Genomic DNA, 23,979 nt, shown 5'->3' on the forward strand with positions numbered 1-23,979 from the left:
CAAGATGACGCAATGCCACTCCCCAGCAGAGGCAAAATCCTTCGCCGCACGAACAGGCCGCCGACGCACCGAGGGCGCTTCACCCACAACCGGCCCACAACAGATGGTGCTATCTTCGACAACCGTCGAACGCGCGCGGGCCATATCGCGCGCCTCCACCCGTCCTTGCCGAGCAAGCCCGGCCGCCCGCCGTTCCGGCGCGCCCACGCCGTTCTGGCGCTCCCCGGCCGTTCTGGCGCTCCTCCGCAAACGGGTCCACCGCCGCAGCGGCATCTCCGGCCTCAACCACCGCGCCCGTCAACCCGAAAGGGAACCCCACGCATGCGCCCCACCCTGTTCACCGTCGAACGGCCCGGCCCCGGCCGCCTGAGCACCATGGCCCGGCCGCGCGGCGGCGACTGGCTGGCCGAGGAGTTGGCGGCGCTCGCCGCCGCCGGAGTCACGGACCTGGTCAGCGCCCTGACTCCGCCGGAGTGCGCCGAACTCGGGCTCAGCGCCGAACCGGAGCTCGCCGTCGCGGCCGGACTCCACTTCCACAGCCTGCCGATTCCGGACTTCACCACTCCCGCCCACTCCCAAGTCCGGCCGAAGCTGGACGAGTTGACCACCCTCCTCCGAGCGGGCGCCCACCTGGTGATCCACTGCCGCGCCGGTATCGGCCGGTCCTCCCTGCTCGCGGCGTCCACCCTGATCCTCGACGGACTCGACGCCGACACCGCCTGGGCACGCATCGCCCACGCCCGCGGTCTCCCCGTCCCGGACACCGCCGAACAGCGCGCCTGGACCGACGAGCTGACGCCCGCGCCCTGACGCCTCAAACCCTGACCCGCACCCCGACGCCCGCACCCTGACACCCGCGCCCCGACCTGGCGTTCGGGTGGTTCACCCGTGTCGCGCCACAGGCGCACTCGCGGGCAGACCGGGCCCGCCTACCGTCTGAAGCTCCGATCACTGTGCGTGGTGACGGTGGACCCATGGGAGGGACGATGCCCGCGTCGGAGGACCGGTCCGAGCCCCGTTCGGCAGCTCCGCGCCGGGGGTTGCTGTGGTGGGTGGGCACGTGGTGTGCGCGGCATTCGGTGGTGGTGATCGTCGGGTGGCTGCTGGTGCTTGCGGGCGTGCAGGTCGCCAACCGGACCGTAGGCGGTGCGTATTCGGACGATTTCTCCTTGCCCGGTACGCAGGCCCAGAACGGCCGCGAGGTGCTTCAGGCGCACGAACCGTCTGCGGGCGGGACGAGCGCGCAGGTGGTGCTGCACGACGACCAGCCGCTGACGGACTTCCAGGCCCAGGTGAACCAGGCGGTGACGTCCCTCCAGCACCTGCCGCACGTGCTGTCCGCACAGGATCCGTTGCCGCCGCCGGGGCAGAGCGCGCCGCCCGGCGGCCCGCTCTCCTCGGACGGGCGTACGGCGTACATCACGGTGCGCTTCGATGCCAATCCGGCCACCTTCGGCACCGGTTATCTGTCGCAGGCGGACGCCGCGGTGGCGCCGCTGCGGCAGGCGGGGGTGCAGGTCGAGTACGGCGGTCCGCTGGGCGAGTTGGCGCGGCCGGCGCCGGACGACCGGGTGAGCGAGCTGATCGGGTTCGCGGTGGCGGTGCTGGTGCTGATGGTCGGTTTCGGCAGCGTGATCGCGGCGGGACTACCCCTGGTCAGCGCGCTGGTCGCGGTGGTGGTGGGCCTCGGGCTGCTGGGTCTGCTGGCGGCGCTGAGCACGTTCGCGACGGTCGCGCCGACACTCGCCACGATGATCGGACTGGGCGTCGGCATCGACTACGCGCTGTTCCTGCTGACCCGTCACCGGCAGAACCTGATGAACGGTGCGGACCCGCCGGCGGCGGCGGGCCACGCGGTGGCGACCAGCGGCCGGGCGGTGCTGATCTCCGGCTGCGCGGTGGCGATCGCGCTGGCGGGGCTGTCGGTGTCGGGCATCGCGTTCATGGCGAAGCTGGGCCTCGCCGCGGGTGTCACGGTGGTGACGGCGGTGTGCGGCGCGCTGACGCTGCTGCCCGCGATGATGGGGCTGATCGGCCGCCGGATGGATCGTTTCACCGTGCGCACGCCGGTCGCCGAGGGCACCGGTCCCGACGACGCGTCGGCGACGGGTCTGTGGCACCGCTACGCGCGGCGGGTCGAGCGCCGTCCGTGGTGGTACCTGGCGGCGGGGCTGGTGACGGTGCTGGTCCTGGCGGTGCCGCTGCCGTCGATCCAGCTCGGGCACATCGACGACGGGGCGGACCCGGTGTCGTTCACCGACCGGCGGGCGTTCGACCTGATGTCCGCCGCGTTCGGGCCCGGCTCCAACGGGCCGCTCACGGTGGTGGTCGATCAGACGGCGGTCCCGGCCGCGGACCGTCCCGCGCTCGCGTCGTCCGTGCAGCAGGCGCTGACGGGCGTGCCGAACACGGCGAGCACCGCGCCGTGGCAGACCAGCGGCGACGGTGACGTGCTGTTCACCACCGTCACTCCGGCGCAGGCCCCGCAGGACGAGGCCACCACCGACCTGGTCGGCCACCTGGCGGACACCGTGCTGCCGAACGCCGTCCGGGGGACGGCCGCCGCCACGTACGTCACCGGCACCACGGCGGCGCAGGTGGACTTCCTGAATCTGGTGGCGAGCCGGCTGCTGCCGATCATCGCGGTGGTCGTCGCGCTCGCCTTTCTGATCATCCTGCTGGTGTTCCGGGCGCCGCTGGTCGCGTTGAAGGCGGCGATCCTCAACCTGGTGTCGATCGCCGCCTCGTACGGGGTGCTGGTCGCGGTGTTCCAGTGGGGCTGGGGCGGGCCGGCGCTCGGGGTGTCGGGCAAGGTCCCGATCGAGAGTTACGTGCCGATGATGATGTTCGCGATCGTGTTCGGCCTCAGCATGGACTACGAGGTGTTCCTGCTCTCCCGGGTGCACGAGCGCTGGCTGGTGACGGGCGACAGCCGGGGCGCGGTGGCGCATGCGCTGGAGACCACGGCCCGGGTGATCACCTGCGCCGCACTGATCATGGTGAGCGTGTTCGCGGCGTTCATCGTCAGCGACAACGTGGTGATCAAGATGATGGGCCTCGGCCTGGCCGTCAGCGTGCTGATCGACGCGACCGTGGTGCGGCTCCTGATGGTCCCCGCCGCGATGACGCTGCTCGGCGACGCCGCCTGGTGGACGCCCCGCCGGCTGGACCGACTGCTTCCGCACATCGCTACCGAGGGTGACAACAGCGCACCGCCGCACGGAAGTTGATCTCGTCTCCCGATCCGATCGCCCACCCACCAATTGTGGCCGTCCTGTGAAATCGGTCCGCCCTGCCCTCTTGTCAGCTCCACCGAAGCTCCATACCTTCATGCTCCAGGACGTCGGCCCCACCGGGCCGCGCCGTCCTCGGCGTTCGCCGACCCCCGGCGGCAGCCGGAGACACCACACGACCTGGAGGCGTCACATGCCCGTTGCCACCCTCACCGAGATCCGCGATGCCGGTCCGCTGCTGGTCGACGACGAGATCCTCGTCTTCGAGGACGACGACCGTGCCGACCACGACCCCACGGCCTGCCTGGCCGACCCGTGGGTGACCGCCACCACCCGCATCGCCTGCGACCGCTGACAGTGACCGCGCCCATCGCCGGCCGCCGCAGCTGGTCCGACGACATCTGGTCGTACCTGCACGATCCGCGGATGCCGGCGATGGAGCACGGCTGGAAGCTCCACATCTCCACCCGCCCCAGCATGCTGAGCGCTGTCACCGCCCTCGTCCTGCCCGTGCTGGAGCGCCACGTCTGCCACGCCAAGTGGGCCCGCGACCCGGACACCCTGCGCACCCTCAACTCCGGTACCAAGAACGCTGCTTCGGTCGGCAAGGCACTCACGCTCTACCCCGCGCCGGACGAACTCCGGCCGCTGGCCGAAGCCTTGGTCACCGTACTGCGCGGACACCAGGGCCCGCAGATCGTCAGCGACCGCCGCCTCGACCCCGACGCCCCGGTGTACTACCGGTACGGCCCGTTCACCGGCCAGTACCGCACCGGCCGCAGCGGACGCCTCGAATCCGTGATGACCGGCCCCGACGGCCGGGTCTTCGACGGCCTGGCCGCCACCGCCTACCGCTGCCCGCCCTGGGCCGAGGACCCGTTCGCGCCGCCCGCACCCACCGCCAACTCCGGTTTCGGCGGCGGCCGTTACCGCGTCACCGGCGGCATCACCCGCAAGCCGCAGGGCAACGTCTACCGCGCACTCGACCAGGCCACCGGCACCGCCGTGGTGGTCAAACAGGCCCGGGCGTACGTAGCCGAGGACGCGCAGGGCGCCGACACCCGCGACCGCCTGCGCCACGAGCGGGCCGTGCTCGACCTGCTCGCCGACGCCCCCGGCCTGCCCCGCGCGCTCGACTACTTCCGGCACCGCGACGACGAGTACCTGGTGATGACCAGCTGCGGCGACCGCGACCTTCGCCGCGACGTCCAGACCCACGGCCCTTACCGCGACGGCGAGTTGGGCCCACGTCGGCTGCTCACGCTGGCCCGCGAGCTGCTCCGGATCCTGGACGCCGTCCACCGGCACGGCGTGACCGTCCGCGACCTCAAGCCCAACAACGTGGTCCTCACCCCCGACGGGCACCCCCAGCTGATCGACTTCGGCACCAGCGCCGTCCACGGCACCGGCCCCGCCGGCTCCACCCCCGGCTACAGCGACCCCGTCGTCCTCCCCGGCCTCGCGGCCCAACCCGCCGACGACTACTACGGGTTGGGCATGACGCTGTACTTCGCCGCCACCGGCATGGACCCGGTGATCCTCGACTCCAACCCGGCCGTCAACCGCGAACGCACCCTCGCCGCCCTGGAGTTCGCCCTCCCCGGCCCGTCCCACCACCAAGTCAGCGCCCTGATCGCCGAGTTGACCGACCTCGACGCCACCGCCCGCACGACGGGCGCCGAGCACCTCCGCAAGGGCTCCCAACCACCCGCCGCCACACCGGAGTTCACGCGCACCGGCCCGCGCCTGTCCCCCGATCTGCTCGCCGAGATCCTCGACCACACCGCCGCGTACTGCGTCGCCGAGGCCCGGCGGATCGCCGACCCCGAACTCTCCGCCCGCACCGCCGTCCCGACCCCCATCGACCTCTACAGCGGCAGCGCCGGCCTGGGCCTGGAACTCCTCCACCACCTCCACCGCCCGGGCGTCCGCGACGCCGTCACCGCGCTCGCTGACTGGACCGCACGCCAAAGCCGCACGCTGCCACCGGGGTTGTATTCCGGCCGCACCGGCGTCGATCTCTTCCTCACCGCCGCCGACCGGCCTCCCGCCACCACCATCGCCCTCCCCGCGCACGGCCCCGACGGCAGCGGCCCGCCGGAGGCCGACCTGATCGACGGCGTCGCGGGCATCGGCCTCGGCCACCTCCTGCTGGCCCACCGCGACCACCGCCACGCCACCCGCCACCTCGCCGTCGCCGCCGCCTGCCACGACCGGCTCACCACCGGCCGCGCCCGCCTCACCCCCACCGCCGAGCCGCGCCCGGGCGACGCCGCCCTGTCCCAGGGGCTCGCCCACGGCGAAGCCGGGGTCGCGTACTTCCTCCTCGAGTACGCCCACACCACCGGCGATCCGGCCGCCCTGGAGCACGCCCACCGGGCCTGCGCGCAGCTCGCCGCCGCCACCCCCGCGATCCTCGCCGCCGCCAACCACCCTGCGGCCACCCGCCGTTACGGCTCCTGGTGCCGCGGCCTGGCCGGAATCGGCACCGTCCTGACCCGCGCCGCGGACCGGCTCGCCGACCCCACCTACCGCGCCCTCGCCGAACAGTCCGCCCGCACCTGCCTGGCCATCGCCCCGCGCATGCCCCTGGTCACCCAGTGCTGCGGCCTGGCCGGCGTGGGCCACTTGATGCTCGAACTCGCCCCCATCGCCGAGGAGTTCCACGAGGCCGCCACCACCGTCGCCACCCTCCTCCTCACCCGCACCGCCGGCCCTCCGACCCGCCCCGTCTTCCCCGACCCCGGCCTCACCCACCCCGCCTTCCCCTACGCCACCGGCACCGCCGGCGTCCTCACCTTCCTCCGCCGCCTCGCCGACCCCACCGAGGCCGACGGCCCCGCACTGCTCCCCTGACGGACCGCACAACAGGCCGGTCGAAGTCCAAGAGGTGCTGCGGGACCGTCCGTCAGGTTCCGGCCCCACAGCACCAGTCCCTTTCCGCCCCCAGGCGCGAGGGCGGTAAGGGGGTCTGTGTCGCCCTGCTACTCGCCGGCCACCGGGGTGACCGTGACGGTGTGGCCGGGGTCGGCGGCGGAGGTCGCGATCCGCAGGGTGTACGGGCCGCTCTCGGTCGCCCAGGCGTGCGCCTCGGTGTCCCAGTGCTGGAACGCACGCGGGGCGATCTCGATGCGGGCGCGCACCCGCTCGCCCGCATCGGCGCGCACGACGGTGAAGCCGACGAGCCAGGCAACCGGCCGTTCGATCGCCGACCCGGGCCGCGACAGGTAGGCCTGCAGGACCTGCTTGCCGTGCCGCGCACCGGTGTTGACGACGTCCGCCTCGACCACCACCCGGTCGGCCGACACGCCGACGGCCGGTTCGCCGAACTGCCAGCTGGTGTAGCCGAGGCCGTGACCGAACGGCAGCGCGGGGGCGTTGCCGCCGTTCTGCTGCTGCTTGAGCCAGGCCCGGTAGCCGATGTGCAGGCCCTCGGTGTAGGCGAGTCGGCCGTCCTGCGGTTCGACGTCCCAGACGGCGACGTCCTGCTCGCGGGCGGGCCAGCTGGTGGGCAGTCGGCCGCCGGGCTCGCGGGCGCCGGTGAGGACGTCGGCGAGGGCGTCGCCGAACTCCTGCCGGGGAACCAGGACAGCACGACGGCCGCTGCCTCCTCGAGCCACGGCATCACCACGGGGGAACCGGAGTTGACGACCACCACGGTGCGCGGGTTGGCCGCCAGGACCTGCCGGACCAGCTCGTCCTGGCCCTCGGGCAGGGCGAGGCCTGGACGGTCGAAGCCCTCGGACTCGATGGCCTCGGTGGTGCCGACGACCACCACGGCGAGGTCGCTGGTGGCGGCCGTCTCGACGGCCCGCCGGAGTTCCTCGGCGGGGTCGCCGAAGATGTCCTTGTAGCCGAGCTGGACCACACCGAGGGGGAAGTCTCCCATCGGCGCCGGCGTCCAGATCAGCCGCAGCTCAATCGCCTGACCCTGCGTCAGCTCCTGGGGGAACACCCGGGTCGGCGGGTTGAGGAGGGCGATGACCGGGTCGCCGCCGACGGGGGCGAGCGGTTCGGTGCTGACGCTCTCGCCGTCGATCTCGAAGGTGAAGCCGCCGATGCCGGCGAAGCCGAGGTCGTGCCGGCCGTCGCGGTCAACGGTGAGGCGGGTGGTGATCTCGACGCGGGCGGCCTTGAGCAGGCGCGGGTCGCCAAGCCAGGCAAGGCGGCCGGAGGCGAAGGTCTCCTCGCTGAACGCCGCGCCGTCCTGGTCGAGGTAGCGGACGCGGACGCCCTCCTCGCCGGTGACCGGGTCGGTGACCAAGTCCCGGGTTAAGGGGTGTTCGCCGGTGGGCGGCAGGCCGGGCGCCTACCGGACGCGGTCCGTGCCGAAGGCCGAGCGCAGGCCGTCGAGCGGGGTGATCACACGGGCCATCGGAGACCACGATGGAGCGCAGGCCGACGGCCGGTTCCTCGTGCAGCGACCAGACGGAGGCGCCGGTCAGCAGCCGGACCTTCTGTTCCAGGGTGAGGCGCTCCAGCAGCGCAACCCGCCCTCCTCGACCTGGTCGTCGCCGAGTTGACCGCCCCCGCCCCCGACGAGAGCTCCCCCAGCAGCCGCCTGCTCGCGCTGCGCAACCGCCCCCGCTGGCAGGCCGCCGCCGAGATCGTCCTGATGTGCGAGGCCACCGTCCCGTCCCACCCGGCCCACGACCACATGGCCGCCCGCCTGGAGCACAGCCCCTCCACCGCCGCCCACCACCTCGAAGAAACGGGCCAGTTGAGCGGAGAAGCCGTCACCACCAGCGCCCAGTGGCTCGTCGCCCTCGCCCTCGGCGGCCTGATCGCCTGGCTCTACGAATTCGGCCGACACCGACCTCGAAGCCCTCCTCACCGGCCCCCTCCCACCCCACACCCCCTGACCCTCCCCCGGAGCGCCCCGTGAACCGAACTGCCGTCCGCGCCACGACCGTCGGGTTCCTCGCCATCGTCCTGGCCGCGCGCTTCCCGGGCCGGACCACCGTCCACGCGGAGAGCGCCTCCACCCCGCTGTAGCCGCCCGCTGCCCGCCCGGCTGATCAACATCCACCAACTCGCCGGAGCCCGCGCAGATTTACCCGGATCGGGTGAGCCCGTCCGGGACACGCCCGACGCGCCGAACGCGCCCTGCCAGGATCGGGGCGCACCAACCGCACCCCGACACAGCGCGCCACCCGGCACCGCTGCCACCCGGCCATGCCCGCACCTGCCCCGCCCAGCCGTCGAACCAGGGAGCAACGTGACCGAGACCGCCCACCCGAACCCGCCCCGGGAAGCCGACGCCGAGCCCGAGGACAAGACCGAACTCCCCGAGCACGACGAGGAGTTGCGCTACCAGCACCCCGGCGACAAGCGGCAGCTCGTCGGCCAGTCCATCTCCACCACCACCATGGTGCGCCGCCTGCCGCAGCTGATCCGCCGCGCCCTCCACCTCGCCTGGGCCGCCGACCGCCGCTCCACCGTCCTGCTCCTGCTCTGCCAGCTCGGCGCCGGCGTCTTCGGCGCACTCGCCCTGTACGCCACCACCGGCACCCTCGCCGCCCTGCTGCGCCCGGGCCCGGTCGCCGCCCATCTCCGGGACGCCGCACCGTCGTTGACGATCCTCACCGCGTCCGCCGCGCTGCGGGCGGTACTGGGCATCGCCGTGATGACGCTCTCGGGGAAGGTCGCACCGCGGATCAACCGGGACGCCGACATGGCGCTGATCGAGGCCGGGTGCTCGGCCGAACTCGCCGCCTACGACGAACCCCAGTACGCGGAGCGCTGGGAGGCCGCCGACCGGGGCGCGTCCACCACCCAGGACCTGCTGACCTCCGCACAGGACGTCATCGCCTCCACCGTCTCGCTGATCGCCGCCGCCGGTGTCCTCGCCACCCTGCACCCGCTGCTCGTGCCGTTCCTGCTGCTCGGCTCGGTGCCCACCGGCATCGCCGCGGTGCGCACCGCCCGCATCCACTACCTCGCCGCGATCACCACCGGCGACGAACGCCATGCCCTGCGGATCTACCGCTGGTACCTGATCGACAAGGGCCGGGCCGACCAGGTCCGCTCCGACCAGGTCCTGCCGTTCATGCTGGAGAAGTACCGCCAGGCCGAGGCCAGGATCGTCACCGTCACCGACCGTGCCGGACGCGAGGCGGCCCGGGTCTCGCTGCTCGCCGCGCTGGCCACCGGCGCCGGCGCGGCGCTGATGTGGGGAGCCCTGCTCTACCTGGTCTCCACCGGCCGCATCGGCCTGGCCGCCGCCGGCTCCGCCACCTTCGCCCTGCGCACCGCCGCCGGCGGCATCCAGGGCATGGTCGGCAACGGCGCCCGGCTCTACCGGATGGGCCTCTACCTGGACGACTACTTCACCTTCCTGGACGAGGCCGGCGGCCACCGGATCGCCCGTGGCAGCGTCGTCCCCGGCCCGCCGAGGACGATCGAGGTCACCGGCCTGACCTACACCTACCCGGGCGAGCAGCAGGAACCGGCGCTGCGTGGCATCGACCTGACCCTGCGCCAGGGTGAGGTCGTCGCGGTGATCGGGCAGAACGGCTCCGGCAAGTCGACCCTGCTCAAGCTGCTCTCCGGCCTGTACCTGCCGCAGCCCGGCGGCGGGACGATCAGCTGGGACGGCGTCCCGATCGGGGACCTCGACGCCGACGGGCTGTTCCGCCAAGTGGCCCGCGTACCACAGGAGTTCGCTCGCTGGCCGCTGCAGGCCGCCGAGAACGTCCACCTCGGCCAGTACGACGGCGACCCGGCCCCCGCCGTCACCGCGGCCGCGGCCCTGACCGGGTTCGACGAGACCGTCGCCCGCCTGCGCTCCGGCTGGCGCACCCTGCTCGCCCAGGGCTGGCAGGGCGGCGCCGAACTCTCCGGCGGCGGCTGGCAACGCGGCGCCGTTTCCCGCGCCTTCTTCCGCACCGCCCGCCGCCCGGGCCTGCTCATCCTCGACGAGCCGACCTCCGACCTCGACCCCCGCGCCGAACACCGCATCCTGCACTCCCTGCGCAGCCTCGCGGCCGGCCGGATCACCCTCCTGGTCACCCACAACCTGGCCAACGCCCGCCTCGCCGACCGTGTCCTCGTCGTCGATCAGGGCCGCATCGTCCAGGCCGGCACCTGGAGCGAACTCGCCCACCACGACGGCCTGTTCCGCGAACTCCTCACTCTCCAGGCCGACCGCACCATCCCCGCCCAACGCCCCGCGTAGCCGACAGCGTCGCGGGCCCGTTCGCCGCCCTTCCCTGGGGCGGCGAACGGGTGATTGGCAGTCAGGGCCGCCAGGTGTCCGGGGTGTTGGCTTCTGACCGGATTGTCCGGGTCCTAGCCTCCTGGCGGGAGGTTGTCACATGATGATTATCAGAGCGTCACAATTCGGCACCACTGCCGTGTCTTCACGCCGGCATCCACGAGGACCGTGGCCCGGCCGGCGTCGCATGTTGAGCGCCGCCGTTGTCGGCGGGGCCGTTGTGGCGGGATCGCTGGTGTGGGCACCGTCCCCCGCCTCGGCCGCGACGGTGGACATCCGCACCGTCTGCACCGCCTCGACCACCTCGGGCACCACGATCACCCTGACCGGGGACTGCGCCACCACGGACAACCTCACGATCCCGGACGGGTACACCCTGGACGGCGCCGGTCACACGATCACCGCGACCGACAGTTCCCTGGCGTCCCCCCTGCTGGACGCGGTGGTGAGCAACGCCTCCGGCGCCACGACGATGACCATCGAGAACCTGACCGTCCAGGGCAACTACCTGCCCAGGGATCCGGCCGACTCCAGAACGAACGCGCCGTTCTTCGGCATCAGGTTCCTCTCCGCCTCGGGGTCGCTGTCGAACGTGACCGTCACCGGCATCACCCGGCACCAGACCTACAACTTCGGCCAGGGCATCATGGTCGACGCCACCAGCGGCGGCCCGCAGACCGTGACGGTCACCGGTGTCACGGTGGCGGATTTCCAGAAGAACGGGTTGACCGCCAACGGCGAGGCAACCATGAACGTCACCGGCTCCACACTCGGCCCGCCGGACATGGCCATCCCCCTGCCCGCGCCGCCGGTCACCGGCAACATCGCGCAGAACTCGGTGCAGTACTTCAACTCCGGCGGCACCTTCACCGACAACACCGTGCTGACGTACACGGCCAACAACTCGGCGAGCAGCTCCACCGGGATGCTGCTGTTCACCGCGAACAACGTGACGGTCGATCACAACACGATCGCCGGCCCGAACGGTGCGGACGTCGGGATCAACGTCACAGGTGGTACGAACATCACCATCTCCTACAACAACATCACCCGATCGCCCATCCAGCCGCCCCTGCGTGACTTCTGGGGCATCGGCATCGCGGGCTACTCCGGCGCCGCCGCGAGCACCACGCTGATCTGCAACACCTTCTCCGGATGGAACGAAAACCTGTCCGGAGGCCTGACCCAGCCCCCGTGCATCATCACGCCGTTCCTGCACGACGGGACGGTGGGCGTCGGCTACACGGACGTGGTCGAGGCGACCACCCAGAACCCGAACCCCCAGCTCACCTGGACACTGGCCGCCGGTGAGCTCCCACCGGGGCTGACGCTGAACCCGGACGGAACGATCACCGGCACCCCCACCGCCGCGGGCAGCTACACCTTCACCGTCCAGGTCTCGGACCCCGTCGACGGCACCTCGACACGCGAGTACACCATCGTCATCAACCCGGCGGCTCCGGGCCTCTCGCTCGCCAAGACCGCGACCGCCACGGACGCGGACGGGCAGCCGATCACCGAGCTCACCGCGGCGGGCGACGTCGTGACCTACACCTTCGACGTACTCAACAGCGGCAACCTGCCACTGACCTCGCTGGCGATCAACGACGTCGACTTCTCCGGCACCGGACCACTCGGCCCGATCACCTGCGACCCCATCCCGCTGGGCGGCACCCTCGCCGCAGGAGCCTCCACCCGCTGCACCGCCCGCTACACCATCACCGAGGCCGACCTCACCACCGGCGCCCTGCGCAACACCGCCACCGCCTCCGGCCGGCTCCCCGACGGGGCCACACTCACCTCCCAGCCCGCCGGCACCGTCCTCCCGATCACCCCGAACACCCCCACCCCCTCGCCCAAGCCCACTCCCACCCACGAACCCACCCACAAGCCGTCCCGCGGCCCCCACCCCGAGGGCCCGTCCGTGGACACCGGCGGATCGCTGGCCGACCCGAACACCTCGTCACCGGCCTGGCCGATCACCGGCGCGGCAGCCCTCCTGCTGACCGCCACCGGACTGGCCACCCTCACCCTGCGGCGCAAGAGGCGCCGCCCCTGACCTGTCACGTCCAGTCCGTCCCCGCACCGCCCGCCGCCCCTCCGGGACCGGCGGGCGGTCCTGTCGAGGAGCAGCAACGCCCATGACCACGGACCGCCGCGCCGGGTGGCCGGTGCTGCTACTGACCGCCACCTCGCTCGCCCTGCTCGGCGGGTACGCCCTCACCCACCACGAGCCCGCCGCACCCGCGCGGCAGGTGGCGGGTGTGGACATGAACGGCAGACCCGTCCGACTCGACCCCGGCGCAGACCTGCCCCCCGAGCAGAAACAGCAGCAGGACGCGAAACCCGACGGCGCGGGCCGGTTCATCGTCCCCTCGGTCGGACTCGACGTGCCCCTGGGAAGCATGAACGAGGTCGGCGGCTCGGTCGTCCCCCCAGGTTTCACCGCCGCCTACCGCATCACCAACCTCGGCACCCCGACCGCCCCCGAAGCAGGCACCGTCTACGTGGCGATGCACTCCCTGCGCTGGGGCGCCCTCGGCCCCGGCAACTACCTCTTCGCCGCCGACACCGGCACCTCCAACGTCACCCCCGGCGCGGTCATCGACGCCGGCGGCACCCAGTACATCGTCGACCAGGCCACCACCATCCCCAAGGCCGACCTCCCGAACGCCACCGCCATCTGGTCCGACGTCCCCGGCCGCCTGGTCGTCCTCACCTGCCTCGAAAAGCCCGACAACACCCCGGCAGTCGACAACTTCGTCATCACCGCCCACCTCGCCCCGAACACCGCAACCGACCCGCGGTGACACGCCGCCTCCCACACGCCGAAGCGGCAGCCGGAGCACCGGCTGCCGCGATCCCCTATTTCGCCCCCGGGGCGCCCCTCGCGGGGAGCCGGGCGCACCGGCGGTGACCGGCGGTCAGCCGAGGTGGATGAGGGCCTCCTGGAACGCCCGGGCGTGGCCGGCCTCGTCACGGGAGTTGTGGCGGAACAGCTCGGCCGCGTCGAGGTCTCCCGCGGCCTCGGCCCGCCTCGCGAAGGTCGGATACATGGTCCACGCCTCGTAGTTCTCGCCGGCGATGCTCGTGCGCAGGTTGGTCCGGGTGTCCTTGACGAAGCCGCGCAGGACGGCTTCGCCGGCGAAGTGCTCGTGCAGCTCGACCGCTGCGGTGCCGGTGAACAGTTCGGCGACCCGCTCGTCGCCGGTCTGTGCCGCCTGCTCGGCGAAGACGGTGTAGCGGGCGAAGGCGAGCGCCTCGCCGTGCAGGGCGGTGTCGAGGTTCGCCAGGGTCCGGGCCGAGTGCACCTGCGGCGGGCCGGCGGGCACCGGGACCTGGTCGGCCTGGGGCGGGGCGGGAACCTGTCCCTCTCCGGTCTGCAGGACACGGAGCGCGGCCTTGAACGCCTGGTTGTGGGCGGCCTCGTCCTTGGCGATCTCCGCGAACAGCGCCGCCGCGTTCTGGTCGCCGTCCTGCTCGGCCTCCCGGGCGAACTGCGGATACATCGTGGTCGATTCGTAGGTCTCTCCCTCGATGGCAGCGGTGAGGTTGGCCACCTCGTCGCCGATCACGCCCGCGAGCAGCGCTTCCTCGTGGAAGTGCTCGTGGAGTTCCACCTTGGCGGTGCGGCGGTAGAGGTCCGCGACGGCGGGCAGCTGCTCCCGCTCCGCCTGGTCGGCGTAGAAGGTGTAGGAGGCGTTTGCGAAGGCTTCGCCTTGCATCGAGGTCTGCAGGTCGGTGAGGGTCTGCGGCTGGAGCCGGTGGACGGACTGCGGGGCGGCGACGGCGGTGGACGGGACGCCGACGGCCAGCAGGCAGGTCCCGATCGCGAGCAGGTGACGGGCGGAAGGCAGCACGTTCTTCTCCCAGTGGGTGACGGGGTGGGGGCTGCTCGCATACAAGCAGACGGATCGTCCACGATCGAGACGTCTGCTCCGTTCGCCGTACACCCGGCCCCATCCCATCGGGCCCCTCCCGGCCGATACCCAACCTCCCGCCCGCAGGGCTGCCACTGACCCCCGCCGGCCCGGGTGGGCGACGGGGGTCCTGCGGTGCGGTGGTCGGACGCCTGCCCGGCCCGGGGCGGGGCCTGCGTCCCGGGCGGGCGGGGGTCAGCCGGCGACGGCCAGGCCGTACAGCCAGAGGTTGTTGACCCGGCTGCGCTCGGTGGCGTTCGGGTACGGGTTGGTGCAGGAGGTGCCGGGTCCGCCGCCGGACATCAGCTCGCTGCACGGGCCGGAGTAGTGGTCGGGCAGGCCGAGCACGTGGCCGGTCTCGTGGGCGGTGACGCGGACCGAGTTGTACTGCTGGTTCTGCGCGTAGTCGAGGAAGATGTAGCCGCGACCGTGGCCGTCGGTGGAGGCGTAGGAGCCTCGGGAGTCGTTGCCCTCGTAGTAGCGGAAGTCGGCGTTGGTGCCGGAGCGGAGCTGGACGTTGGTGACCGAGGAGTTCCAGATCTGCGCGCTCTGGGATATGACGGTGCGGAAGCTCGGGGCCTGGCTGGCGTCGTAGGTGACGGTGACGGCCATCAGGTAGGGGTTGGCGGCCTGCTTGGCGCGGGCCGACTTCATCACGGCCTCGAAGAACGCCTTGTTGTTGGCTTCCTCGGAGGAGGTGGCGGCGATGCCCGCGGGCGGGGTGTAGCCCTGGGTGGTGGTGGCCGCGGCGGCGGGCACGGCGGCGGTGCCGGCCGCGAGGACCAGTCCGAGGGCAGCGGCGAGCACGGTCATGGAGCGGTTCATGTGGGGAACTCCATTTCGCGGGTCCCGGGGCCGCGGGGAGGCCGTCCGGGACGCGGTGACAAGGTGTTGCACCGAGCTTGGGGCAGGGCGGGCGGGGTGCGGAGATGGCAACCGGCGATAGCTCGGGGCAATAGTCGTGCGCAGCCCCCGGAGTGACGGCCCGTTGACAGAATTTGACATGCCCTTGGCAGGTCATGGGTGCCTGGCTATGCTCCCGTGATGGAGCTCGACGTCCGACACCTGCGGGTGCTGTGCGCGATCGCGGACACCGGCAGCGTCCGAAAGGCCGCCCGTCGACTCGGCATGGCCCAGCCGTCGCTGACCACCCAACTGCACCGCATCGAACGGGCCATCGGCGGACGGCTGTTCACCCGCGAACGGACCGGCAGCCGCCCCACCGCCCTCGGCCACTCGGTGCTCTCCCGCGCCCGACCCGTGATCACCGAGATGGACGCCCTCGTCGCCGCCGCCCGCGCCGAGGCCGCCGGGCCCGGCCGCCGCCGGCTGCGGATCGGCAGCGTCGGCAGCCGCGCGGTCGCCGCCTGGCTGCGCCGCATCCACGACCGGCTCCCGGAGACCGAGACCACCATTCACATCGACATCTCGGCGATCGCCCTGATCCACCTGGTCGCCGTCGAACAGCTCGACATCGCCTTCGTCCACGAGAGCGAGGGCTTTCCGCTGCACGTGCCGGTCGGCACCGAGCAGCGGGTGCTGGTCGCCCGCGAACCCCAGTTCGTCGCCCTCGCCGAGACCCACCCCGCCGCCGGCCGGCCGGTCGTCAGCCTCGCCGACCTCGCCCACGACACCTGGATGGTCGACCCGACCGCCGACCACGAGTACGCCGCGCTGCGCCGGGTCTTCGCCGAGGCCGGACTCGACCCGCGCGTGGTCCAGGTCCGGGACAACGCCACCGCCGCCGAACTCGTCGCCTCCGGCGAAGCCGTCCGCCCCTGCCAGCCCACCTCGCCGCCCGGCCCCGGCACCGTCCTTCGCCCCGTCCACGGCGACCCGCTCGCCGTCCGGCTACTGCTCACCTGGCGCCCCGACACCGTCGGCGGCCCGGCACTCGACGGCCTCTGGGGCGACCTCTGCCACGCCTACCTCGACCTGGCCGGCGTCAACCCCGCCTACCGCGCCTGGCTGCGCCGCCACAACCGCTCCCTGCACACCCTCCTCGCCCCGGCAGGGCCACCGGCCTGACGCCCCCTCCCGCCCCGCGCCGGATTCACCCGACCGGGCCGGGGCAGGCCGGCGACGCTCTACCGCCGCTCGGCGCGCCCACCGCCGCCGCGACCACTTCCCGGACGTCGGCCTCGTCAATGATGCCGCCGCAGGTCAGGCCCACCGCGAACGCGGTCTCATCGCTGTACCGAAGCTCTCGCGCACGGGCCGGCCGTCCTCCAGGGCCTGCCGGCACAGCTCGTACACGGCGCCCTCGACGCACCCGCCCGAGCCCGACCCGACGGCGGCGCCCTCGCGGTTCACGGCCAGTGCGGCGCCGGGTTCCCGGGGGTGCCCTTTCCGCTGACCCCGACGACGGTCGCCGCGGCGAAGTCCCGGCCCTGCCCGGCCCACCCATCGAGGGAGTCGGCGATGTCGAGCAATGTCTTCCTCCTTACGGATCCTCGCAGTTCGGAGCACGGACGCGGCTCAGAGCATGAGCTGGTCGATGGTGAAGGGCAGGGAGCGCAGGCGCCGCCCCGTGGCGTGGCGGACAGCGTTGCCGACGGCCGCCGCGAGCCCGACCAGACCGATCTCGCCGACGCCCTTGGTGCCGACGGCCGTCGCGCGGTCGGGACCGCCCACGAACAGCACCTCCACGTCGGGTACGTCCGCGTTGACGGGCATGAGGTAGTCGCCGAAGGTGGCGTTGGCGATGCGCCCGGTACCCCGGTCGGTGAGGGTCTCCTCGAACAGGGCCTGGCTGATGCCGCCGACCGTGCCGCCGATGATCTGGCCAGCGGCGGTCTTCTCGTTGAGGATCCGCCCGCCGTCGATCGCGGACACCACCCGGGCGACGCGCAGCAGGCCGAGGGCCGGATCGACGCGTACCTCGACGAACTTCGCTCCGAAGGCACCCGCGAGGGCCATGCCCAGGTCCTCGGACCGGGGAGGTGTGCTCCTGCCGTCGGCGCTCAGTTCTTCGAGGCCGTGGCGGGCCAGGATGTCCGCGAAGGACTCCCCCCGGGCCGTGTCCCCGGTGCGGTGGATGCGTCCTCCGGTGACGGTGACATCGTCGGGCGCCGCCCCGCGCAGCGAGGAGGCGGCGTCGTCGGCCACCACGTCCAGGAACTCCCGCACCAGCCGCCGGCACGCCGCGTGGACGGCGTTGGCGAGCGCGCCGGTGAGGCCGGAACCGCCCGCCTGGGGCGCGTACGGCATGTCGGAGTCGCCGAGGTCGAAGCGGACCCGCTCGACCTCCAGGCCGAGTAGCCCGGCCGTCAGCTGGGTCATCACCGTGTAGGTGCCGGTTCCGATGTCAACGGCGGCGCTGCGCACGTGGGCAGAGCCGTCCCGGCGCACGGAGACGCGCGCCTGGCAGGGCACCTGGTAGAAGGGGTAGGAGACGCCGGCCAGGCCGTATCCGACGAGCCAGCGGCCGTCCCGCATCGAACCGGGTTCCGGTGTGTACCGGGACCAGCCGAAGCGCTCGGCGCCCCGCAGGTAGCACTCCCGCAGCGCGTTGCTCGACCAGGGCAGGCCCGACAGCGGGTGCTGCTGGGCGTGGTTGCGCAGGCGGAACTCCAGGGGGTCCATGCCGAGGGCGTGGGCGACGTCGTCGATGGCGGACTCCAGGGCGAAGTTGCCCTGGCCCTCGGCCGGCGCCCGCATGGAGCCGGGGCAGGGGATGTTGAGTCGGACCTGCTTGTCCTCGGTGAGCACGTGGGGGCAGGCGTAGGCGACGGCCGAGCCGAACGACACCGGTTCGTAGTCGTCGTCCTCCATGGCCACCGAGGACAGGCCGTGGTGCTCGATGGCGAGGAGGTCGCCGTCGCGCGTGGCGCCGATCCTGATCCGCTGGACGCTGTTCGGCCGGTGTCCCACCGAGGTGAACATCTGCGGGCGGGTCAGGACGAGTTTGACGGGCCGCCTGACCTGCCGGGCCGCCAGCACGGTGAGGATGACGTGCGGCCACACCCGCAGACCGGCCCCGAAGCCGCCGCCGACGAACGGCGCGAGGACCCTGATGCCGCTCTCGGGCACCTTGAAGACGACGGCCAGCGTGGTGCGGACGTTGTGCGGCCACTGGGTGGAGTCGTGCACCGTGAGCGCGTCGCCGTGCCACGAGGCCAGCGTGGTCATCAACCCCAGCGGGTTGTTGGTGTTGTCGGGGGTGGTGTACGTGTCCTCGACGACGACGTCGGCCCGGGCGAAGCCGGCGGCGACGTCGCCCTTGCGGGTGTCCAGTCCCCAGGGATCGTCCACGATCTCGGCCCGGGGGTCGTCGAGGTCGAGCACGGCCTCGGTCGCCTGGTAGTCGACGTGCACCAGCCGTGCCCCGTGCCGCGCCTGCTCGGCGCTCTCGGCCACGACGACGGCGACGTGCTGGCCGTAGTGCAGGATCCGGTCGTCCTGCAGCGGCGCCGGGGGCGATCCGCCCAGGAGTGTCAGTGGACCGCGCGCCAGCTCGGGCGCGGTGAGGTGGGTGATGACGGCCAGAACGCCCGGGGCCGCCTCGGCCCGCGACACGTCGATGTCCCGGATGCGTCCGGCGGCGACGGTGCTGCCCACCAGGGCGGCGTGGACCATGCCCGGCAGGGAGAAGTCGTTGGGGTAGTGCGCCGCCCCGGTGACTTTCAGCGGGGCGTCCACGCGCTCGATTCCCGCGCCGACGATGCCGCTGGTTCCGAAGGTCGTCATGACCGTACTCCTGCCACCGTCTCGAGGGTGCGGACGAGGGTGCGCGCGGCCAGGTCCACCTTGAACGCCATGCCCGGCAGCGGCCGGGCGCCTTCCAGGGCGGCCCGCGCCGCCGCGCGGAACACCTCCGGGGTCGCTCGGGAGCCGCGCAGTACGTCCTCGGCGCCCCAGGCACGCCAGGGCACGGTGCCCACGCCGCCGAGCGCGACGTGTGCCTCCCGGACGAGCCCGTCCTCCAGGACGAGGGCCACGCCGGCCGAGGTCAGGGCGAACTCGTACGAGGCCCGGTCGCGGACCTTGAGGTAGTGCGAGCGCGCGGCGGGCGGGAGCAGCGGGATCTCGACCGCGGTGATCAGCTCGCCGTGCCGCAGCACGTTCTCGACGTGCGGGGTGTCGCCCGGCGGGAGGTGGAACCGGGTGAGGGGGACCGACCGCGGGCCGTCGGTGCCCTGGATGTGGACGACGGCGTCGAGGGCCGCCAGGGGCACCGCCACGTCCGAGGCGTGCAGGGCGATGCAGTGGTCGCTGGTGCCGAGGATGGCGTGCATGCGGTGGCTGCCATCGACGGCGGCGCATCCTGACCCGGGATCGCGCTTGTTGCAGGCCAGGACAGCGGGGTCCCGGAAGTAGCGGCAGCGGGCCCGCTGGAGCAGGTTGCCACCGATCGTGGCCATGTTGCGGAGCTGGGGCGACGCCCCGAGCAGCAGGGCTTCCCGGACGAACGGCAGGCGTTCGCGCACGACGGTGTCGGCGGCGAGTTCTTCCATCGTCGTCAGCGCACCGGCCCGGATCGTGGTCCCGGTGTACGTGATGCCGCCGAGCGGGAGGCGGGTGATGTCGAGGAGCCGCCCAGGCCGCACCACCCCGTCCTTCATGAGGTCCAGCTGCGTGGTCCCGCCCGCGAGGTACGAGGTGTGCGGGTCGGCGGCGGCGTCGGCGACCGCCTGGGCGACGTCAGTGGCCCGGGCGTAGGCGAAGGGGTACACGGTCAGCGCTCCCCGGTGACATCGCGGATGGCCGCGCGGATGTTCGGATAGACGCCGCAGCGGCAGAGGTTGCCGCTCATGAACTCGCGGATGTCCTCGTCGGTGCCGGCCCGTCCCTCGGCGACGAGGCAGACCGCGGACATGATCTGTCCCGGAGTGCAGTAGCCGCACTGGAACGCGTCGTGGCGCGCGAAGGCGGCCTGCATGGGGTGCGGCTCGCCGTCCGGGGACAGCCCCTCGATGGTGGTGACTTCCCGGCCCTCGCACTGGGCGGCCAGGACGAGGCAGGCGACCACGCGCTTCCCGTCCACCATGACCGTGCACGCACCGCAGGCACCCTGGTCGCACCCCTTCTTCGCCCCGGTGAGGCCCAGATGGTCACGCAGCGCGTCGAGGAGCGTGACGCGGGCGTCGACCCGGAGGGCGTACGCGGCGCCGTTGACGGTGAGCGTGACGTCAACGTGCGGCACGACGGGAGGCGACTGCCCGGAGCGGCGTGCCTCGGTCGTTGGGTGCTTCATGGTGCCTCGATTTCTTGAGCGCCGGGGAGACCTGGGGAAGGACATGCACGACTATTCCCTGGGAGCAGGGCCCGCGTACCAGGGTTGACCCCTGGTCAAGCCCCTGGGGTACCCGCGCCACCTGCCGTGGCGCTACGTCACGTGACGACACGCCAATGGACTGCGCCACGCTCCTGACGGTGTGCAGCGAGCGCGCCCCGTCGCCCGGGGACCGTCCGCCGTGTGGCGGACGGTCCCGGCGGGCCGCTGATGCAGGACGACGATCTGTCAGGCGGCGCTCAGCGAGAAGTAGTTCTCCTCCTCCTGTGCGAAGTGCAGTTGCAGGACGGAGTGCAGGCCGTAGAGGCAGGCCCGCAGGTCGTCGTGCTGTTCGGGGGCGAGGGCGCCGACGGGCTCCGCGTGGGCGAGGTGGGTGCTGATGCGGTGGGCGAGGCGGTGGATCTCGGTGTGGGTGCGGCTCATGGTGGCGGTGGTTTCGGGGCCGCCGAGGGCCTCGGCGAGGGCGGGGTAGAGCTCGTGTTCCTCGGCTTCCTCGTGCGGGAGGAGTCGGGTGGTGAGGAGGTGGTCGACGTGCCGGACGGCGAGGAGTGCGTCGGCGGGGTCCGAGGTGGTGAGGCGGTCGGCGGCGTCGCGGACGGCTTCCACGACCTCGCGCAGGTCGTCGTGTTCGGCGGCGAAGCGGTGGACGAGTTCTTCGGTGTCGGCGGAGATCTCCGGCCCGGTGCCGCGCCCGGGGCGCAGGGCGCGCAGGGCGTTGAGGATGACGGCGACGTCGATGAGTTCCTGGAGCAGGGCGCCGGCGGCGGGCGGCAGCAGGCCGAATCCGGCGAAGCCCATGGCGACGAGGGAGAGCAGCATGCCGCCGAGCGCGGACTGGACGGCGATCCGGCGGGAGCGGGTGGCGATCTGGGCGGCGTCGGCGAGGCGGTCGACGCGGTCGGCGGTGAGGACGATGTCGGCGGCTTCGGAGGAGGCGCTGGCGCCGCGGGCGCCCATGGCGACGCCGACGTCGGCGGCGGCGAGTGCGGGGGCGTCGTTGACGCCGTCGCCGACCATGACGGTGACGGCGCGTTCGCGTTCGGCGCGGACGGAGGCGACCTTGTCGGTGGGCGACTGGCGGGCGCGGACCTCGTCGAGGCCGACCACGGCGGCGATTTCGCGGGCGGGTTCGGGGCGGTCGCCGGTGATCATGACCAGCCGGGTGACGCCCGCCTCGCGCAGGCGGCGGACGGTGCGCGGGGCGTCGTGCCGGACGGGGTCGCGGAGCAGGACGGCGCCGATCGGCCGGTCGTCCACGGCGACCCAGGCGAGGGCGGCGCCGTCGAGCGCGGCGCGGTTGTCGGCGGCGCGGATCCAGGCGGGCAGGCGCTCCGCGGGAAGGTGCTCGGTGTCGCGTTGGCCGACGGTGGCGGTGCTGCCGTCGGCCAGGGTGGCCCGGGCGCCCTGGCCGGGTTGTTCGGTGACGTCGTGGACGGGGGGCAGGGTGAGGCCCCGTTCGGCCGCGGCGGCGGTGATGGCTTCGGCGAGGACGTGCGGGGAGTACTGGTCTACGGCGGCGGCGAGGGCGAGGACCTCGGCGGGGGTGTGGCCGGGGGCGGTGGCGATGTCGAAGGCGCGGGGGCGCCCGGTGGTGAGGGTGCCGGTCTTGTCGAGGCAGACGGTGCGGGCCCGGCCGAGGGTCTCCAGGGCGGCTCCGTCGCGGACCACGACGCCCTTGCGCGCGGCGCGCGAGATGCCGGAGACCACGGCGACGGGTGCGGCGAGCAGCAGCGGGCAGGGGGTGGCGACGACCAGGACGGCGACGGCGCGGATCGCGTCGCCGGAGATCAGCCAGGCGAGGCCGGCGGCGGCGAGGGCGAGCGGCAGGAACCAGGCGGCGTAGCGGTCGGCGAGGCGGATGACGGGGGCGCGTTCGGCGCCGGCCTGTTGGGTGAGGCGGACGATCTCGGCGTAGGTGCTGTGTTCCTCGGTGGCGGTGGCGCGCAGGTCGAAGGCGCTGCCGGCGTTGACGGCGCCGCTGCGGACGGGGTCGCCGGCCTCGCGGGTGACCTGGGCGGATTCGCCGGTGAGCACGGATTCGTCGAGGACGGCGCGGCTGCCGGTGATCCGGCCGTCCACGGGGACGGTTTCGCCGGGGCCGACGACCAGCCGGTCGCCGATCCGGATGTCGGCGAGCGGGACGGTCTCGGTGGTGTCGCCGGTGCGCCGGCGGGCGGTGCGGGGGGCGTGGCGGAGCAGTTCGCGCAGGTCGCGGGTGGCGCGGCGTTCGGCGGCGGCGTCCAGCCAGCGGCCGCCGGAGAGCATCAGGGCGATCAGCGCGCCGGCCAGGTATTCGCCGGTGGCGAGGGTGCCGACCAGGGCGAGGACGGCGATCAGGTCGACGCCGGCCCGGCCGCGTCGCAGGGCTTGGACGACCCACATCAGGGCGGGGGCGATGGCGGCGGCGGTGGCGACGATCCAGCACCGGTCGGCGAAGCCGTGGGCGCCGGCCGCCCAGGCGATCAGGCCGGCGGCGGTGGCGAGGGTGATCGCGCCGAGCAGGACGGGTTCGATGCCGCCGCCGCTCAGCAGCCGTCGGGCGCCGCCCTGTTCGCTCGGCGCGGTGTGCGGTGCCATGGGGGGTCTCCTCCGCTCGGGCTGTGGGTGTCCCTTCCAGTGCACCTCGGTCCACCGGGTCCGGCCAGGGGCCGTCCGTCCCGGCGGACAGGCCACAAGATCCTTCAGGGGCGGGCCACAAGATCCCGGGGCCCCGGGGCGCAAGAGCCCGGAAGCCCGGGTGGCGCGCGGTAGGTTCGGCGGTGTTGGTGTTTCCCGTCCGGCGTCCCGGGGTGCCCGGGGGCCGGCGTACAGAGGGCAGGTGGGGCAATGGAGTCGCTGTTCGAGCTTCCGATCCGGACGCCGGCGGGCGAGCCGTCGTCGCTGGCGGAGTACCGGGGCAAGGTGCTGCTGCTGGTGAACGTGGCGTCGAAGTGCGGGTTGACGCCGCAGTACTCGGGTCTGGAGCGGTTGCAGCAGACGTACGGGGAGCGCGGGTTCACCGTGCTCGGCTTCCCGTGCAACCAGTTCGCGGGGCAGGAGCCGGGGTCGGCGGAGGAGATCCAGGAGTTCTGCTCGACCACGTACGGGGTGTCGTTCCCGCTGTTCGAGAAGGTCGAGGTGAACGGGGCCGGTCGGCACCCGCTCTACGCGCGGCTGACGGAGCTGGCGGACGCCTCGGGCGAGGCCGGGGACGTCCAGTGGAACTTCGAGAAATTCCTGGTGGGCGCGGACGGCGAGCCGGTCGGCCGGTTCCGGCCGCGGACCGAGCCGGAGTCGGCGGAGCTGGTGGCGGCGATCGAGGCGCAGCTGCGCGGCTGACGGACGGAACCCGCCGGGCGGTCGGGAAAGCGGACCGGCCGGCGGGTTCCGTGGTTC

The 23,979-nt window shown here is 73.0% G+C and carries 17 protein-coding genes and 2 pseudogenes; 10 read left to right on the forward strand and 9 right to left on the reverse strand.

Going from position 1 to position 23,979, the window contains the following annotated elements:
• Positions 1-321: 321 nt before the first annotated feature.
• The 4 genes from ACZ6R9_RS16930 (at position 322) to lanL (ending at position 6,089) form a co-directional block, all read left to right on the forward strand.
• Entirely contained in the window at positions 322-810 is a 489-nt protein-coding gene (locus tag ACZ6R9_RS16930; protein WP_465538711.1) for a protein-tyrosine phosphatase family protein, read from the forward strand.
• A gap of 164 nt (positions 811-974) precedes the next feature.
• The gene (locus tag ACZ6R9_RS16935; RefSeq protein WP_465538712.1) at positions 975-3,230 is read left to right on the forward strand and encodes an MMPL family transporter; all 2,256 of its coding nucleotides are present in this window, start codon (positions 975-977) and stop codon (positions 3,228-3,230) included.
• A 196-nt stretch (positions 3,231-3,426) separates the two neighbouring features.
• A complete protein-coding gene (locus ACZ6R9_RS16940; RefSeq protein WP_198520389.1) occupies positions 3,427-3,588 on the forward strand; it encodes an SflA family class IV lanthipeptide in 162 nt (53 codons plus the stop codon).
• A gap of 2 nt (positions 3,589-3,590) precedes the next feature.
• Complete coding sequence (gene lanL, locus ACZ6R9_RS16945) at positions 3,591-6,089, forward strand: class IV lanthionine synthetase LanL (RefSeq protein ID WP_465538713.1); 2,499 nt, start codon at positions 3,591-3,593, stop codon at positions 6,087-6,089.
• 128 nt (positions 6,090-6,217) lie between these two features.
• Here the strand turns inward: lanL and ACZ6R9_RS16950 are convergent, their stop codons facing one another.
• Both ACZ6R9_RS16950 and ACZ6R9_RS16955 read right to left on the reverse strand, forming a co-directional pair.
• The gene (locus ACZ6R9_RS16950) at positions 6,218-6,541 is read right to left on the reverse strand and encodes a fibronectin type III-like domain-contianing protein (protein WP_465538855.1); all 324 of its coding nucleotides are present in this window, start codon (positions 6,539-6,541) and stop codon (positions 6,218-6,220) included.
• Positions 6,542-6,706: 165 nt separating this feature from the next.
• Positions 6,707-7,122: pseudogene (locus tag ACZ6R9_RS16955) on the reverse strand (glycoside hydrolase family 3 protein); the annotation flags it as partial.
• 630 nt (positions 7,123-7,752) lie between these two features.
• Between ACZ6R9_RS16955 and ACZ6R9_RS16960 the strand changes: the two are divergent.
• The 4 genes from ACZ6R9_RS16960 (at position 7,753) to ACZ6R9_RS16975 (ending at position 13,259) form a co-directional block, all read left to right on the forward strand.
• The gene (locus ACZ6R9_RS16960) at positions 7,753-8,118 is read left to right on the forward strand and encodes a hypothetical protein (RefSeq protein ID WP_465538714.1); all 366 of its coding nucleotides are present in this window, start codon (positions 7,753-7,755) and stop codon (positions 8,116-8,118) included.
• Positions 8,119-8,451: 333 nt separating this feature from the next.
• On the forward strand, positions 8,452-10,410 hold the full coding sequence (locus tag ACZ6R9_RS16965) for an ATP-binding cassette domain-containing protein (protein ID WP_465538715.1): 1,959 nt from the start codon (positions 8,452-8,454) through the stop codon (positions 10,408-10,410).
• Between the two features lie 274 nt (positions 10,411-10,684).
• The gene (locus ACZ6R9_RS16970) at positions 10,685-12,508 is read left to right on the forward strand and encodes a DUF7507 domain-containing protein (RefSeq protein ID WP_465538716.1); all 1,824 of its coding nucleotides are present in this window, start codon (positions 10,685-10,687) and stop codon (positions 12,506-12,508) included.
• An 82-nt stretch (positions 12,509-12,590) separates the two neighbouring features.
• Complete coding sequence (locus tag ACZ6R9_RS16975) at positions 12,591-13,259, forward strand: class F sortase (protein WP_465538717.1); 669 nt, start codon at positions 12,591-12,593, stop codon at positions 13,257-13,259.
• Between the two features lie 114 nt (positions 13,260-13,373).
• Here the strand turns inward: ACZ6R9_RS16975 and ACZ6R9_RS16980 are convergent, their stop codons facing one another.
• Positions 13,374-14,354, reverse strand: coding sequence for a ferritin family protein (locus ACZ6R9_RS16980; protein WP_465538718.1), 981 nt, complete (start codon positions 14,352-14,354; stop codon positions 13,374-13,376).
• A 210-nt stretch (positions 14,355-14,564) separates the two neighbouring features.
• Positions 14,565-15,194 (reverse strand): snapalysin, encoded by a 630-nt coding sequence (gene snpA, locus ACZ6R9_RS16985; RefSeq protein WP_380480525.1) that lies wholly within the window; start codon positions 15,192-15,194, stop codon positions 14,565-14,567.
• Positions 15,195-15,413: 219 nt separating this feature from the next.
• On the opposite strand from snpA, the gene ACZ6R9_RS16990 reads away from it, so the two are divergent.
• Positions 15,414-16,397 (forward strand): LysR family transcriptional regulator, encoded by a 984-nt coding sequence (locus ACZ6R9_RS16990; protein ID WP_380480523.1) that lies wholly within the window; start codon positions 15,414-15,416, stop codon positions 16,395-16,397.
• A gap of 52 nt (positions 16,398-16,449) precedes the next feature.
• Here ACZ6R9_RS16990 and ACZ6R9_RS16995 read toward each other — a convergent pair.
• The 5 genes and pseudogenes from ACZ6R9_RS16995 to ACZ6R9_RS17015 all read right to left on the reverse strand — a co-directional run.
• Positions 16,450-16,801: pseudogene (locus ACZ6R9_RS16995) on the reverse strand (XdhC family protein); the annotation flags it as partial.
• Between the two features lie 46 nt (positions 16,802-16,847).
• The gene (locus tag ACZ6R9_RS17000) at positions 16,848-19,058 is read right to left on the reverse strand and encodes a xanthine dehydrogenase family protein molybdopterin-binding subunit (RefSeq protein ID WP_380480521.1); all 2,211 of its coding nucleotides are present in this window, start codon (positions 19,056-19,058) and stop codon (positions 16,848-16,850) included.
• Positions 19,055-20,044 (reverse strand): FAD binding domain-containing protein, encoded by a 990-nt coding sequence (locus tag ACZ6R9_RS17005; protein ID WP_465538719.1) that lies wholly within the window; start codon positions 20,042-20,044, stop codon positions 19,055-19,057. Before ACZ6R9_RS17005 ends, ACZ6R9_RS17000 begins: the two co-directional genes overlap by 4 nt.
• 2 nt (positions 20,045-20,046) lie before the next feature.
• The gene (locus ACZ6R9_RS17010; protein ID WP_380480517.1) at positions 20,047-20,565 is read right to left on the reverse strand and encodes a (2Fe-2S)-binding protein; all 519 of its coding nucleotides are present in this window, start codon (positions 20,563-20,565) and stop codon (positions 20,047-20,049) included.
• Between the two features lie 267 nt (positions 20,566-20,832).
• Entirely contained in the window at positions 20,833-23,181 is a 2,349-nt protein-coding gene (locus tag ACZ6R9_RS17015; RefSeq protein ID WP_465538720.1) for a heavy metal translocating P-type ATPase, read from the reverse strand.
• A 249-nt stretch (positions 23,182-23,430) separates the two neighbouring features.
• On the opposite strand from ACZ6R9_RS17015, the gene ACZ6R9_RS17020 reads away from it, so the two are divergent.
• Positions 23,431-23,922, forward strand: a complete 492-nt coding sequence (locus ACZ6R9_RS17020; RefSeq protein ID WP_465538721.1) for a glutathione peroxidase — start codon at positions 23,431-23,433, stop codon at positions 23,920-23,922.
• Positions 23,923-23,979: the final 57 nt, after the last annotated feature.

Source organism: Kitasatospora sp. NPDC048662 (assembly GCF_055587065.1).

What these genes read in the sequence shown, in the direction of transcription:
- ACZ6R9_RS16930 (WP_465538711.1), top strand. Translation starts at nt 322, where the DNA reads ATGCGCCCCACCCTGTTCACCGTCGAACGGCCCGGCCCCGGCCGCCTG.
- ACZ6R9_RS16935 (WP_465538712.1), top strand. Translation starts at nt 975, where the DNA reads ATGGGAGGGACGATGCCCGCGTCGGAGGACCGGTCCGAGCCCCGTTCG.
- ACZ6R9_RS16940 (WP_198520389.1), top strand. Translation starts at nt 3,427, where the DNA reads ATGCCCGTTGCCACCCTCACCGAGATCCGCGATGCCGGTCCGCTGCTG.
- ACZ6R9_RS16975 (WP_465538717.1), top strand. Translation starts at nt 12,591, where the DNA reads ATGACCACGGACCGCCGCGCCGGGTGGCCGGTGCTGCTACTGACCGCC.
- snpA (WP_380480525.1), bottom strand. Translation starts at nt 15,194, where the DNA reads ATGAACCGCTCCATGACCGTGCTCGCCGCTGCCCTCGGACTGGTCCTC.
- ACZ6R9_RS16990 (WP_380480523.1), top strand. Translation starts at nt 15,414, where the DNA reads ATGGAGCTCGACGTCCGACACCTGCGGGTGCTGTGCGCGATCGCGGAC.
- ACZ6R9_RS17000 (WP_380480521.1), bottom strand. Translation starts at nt 19,058, where the DNA reads ATGACGACCTTCGGAACCAGCGGCATCGTCGGCGCGGGAATCGAGCGC.
- ACZ6R9_RS17010 (WP_380480517.1), bottom strand. Translation starts at nt 20,565, where the DNA reads ATGAAGCACCCAACGACCGAGGCACGCCGCTCCGGGCAGTCGCCTCCC.
- ACZ6R9_RS17015 (WP_465538720.1), bottom strand. Translation starts at nt 23,181, where the DNA reads ATGGCACCGCACACCGCGCCGAGCGAACAGGGCGGCGCCCGACGGCTG.
- ACZ6R9_RS17020 (WP_465538721.1), top strand. Translation starts at nt 23,431, where the DNA reads ATGGAGTCGCTGTTCGAGCTTCCGATCCGGACGCCGGCGGGCGAGCCG.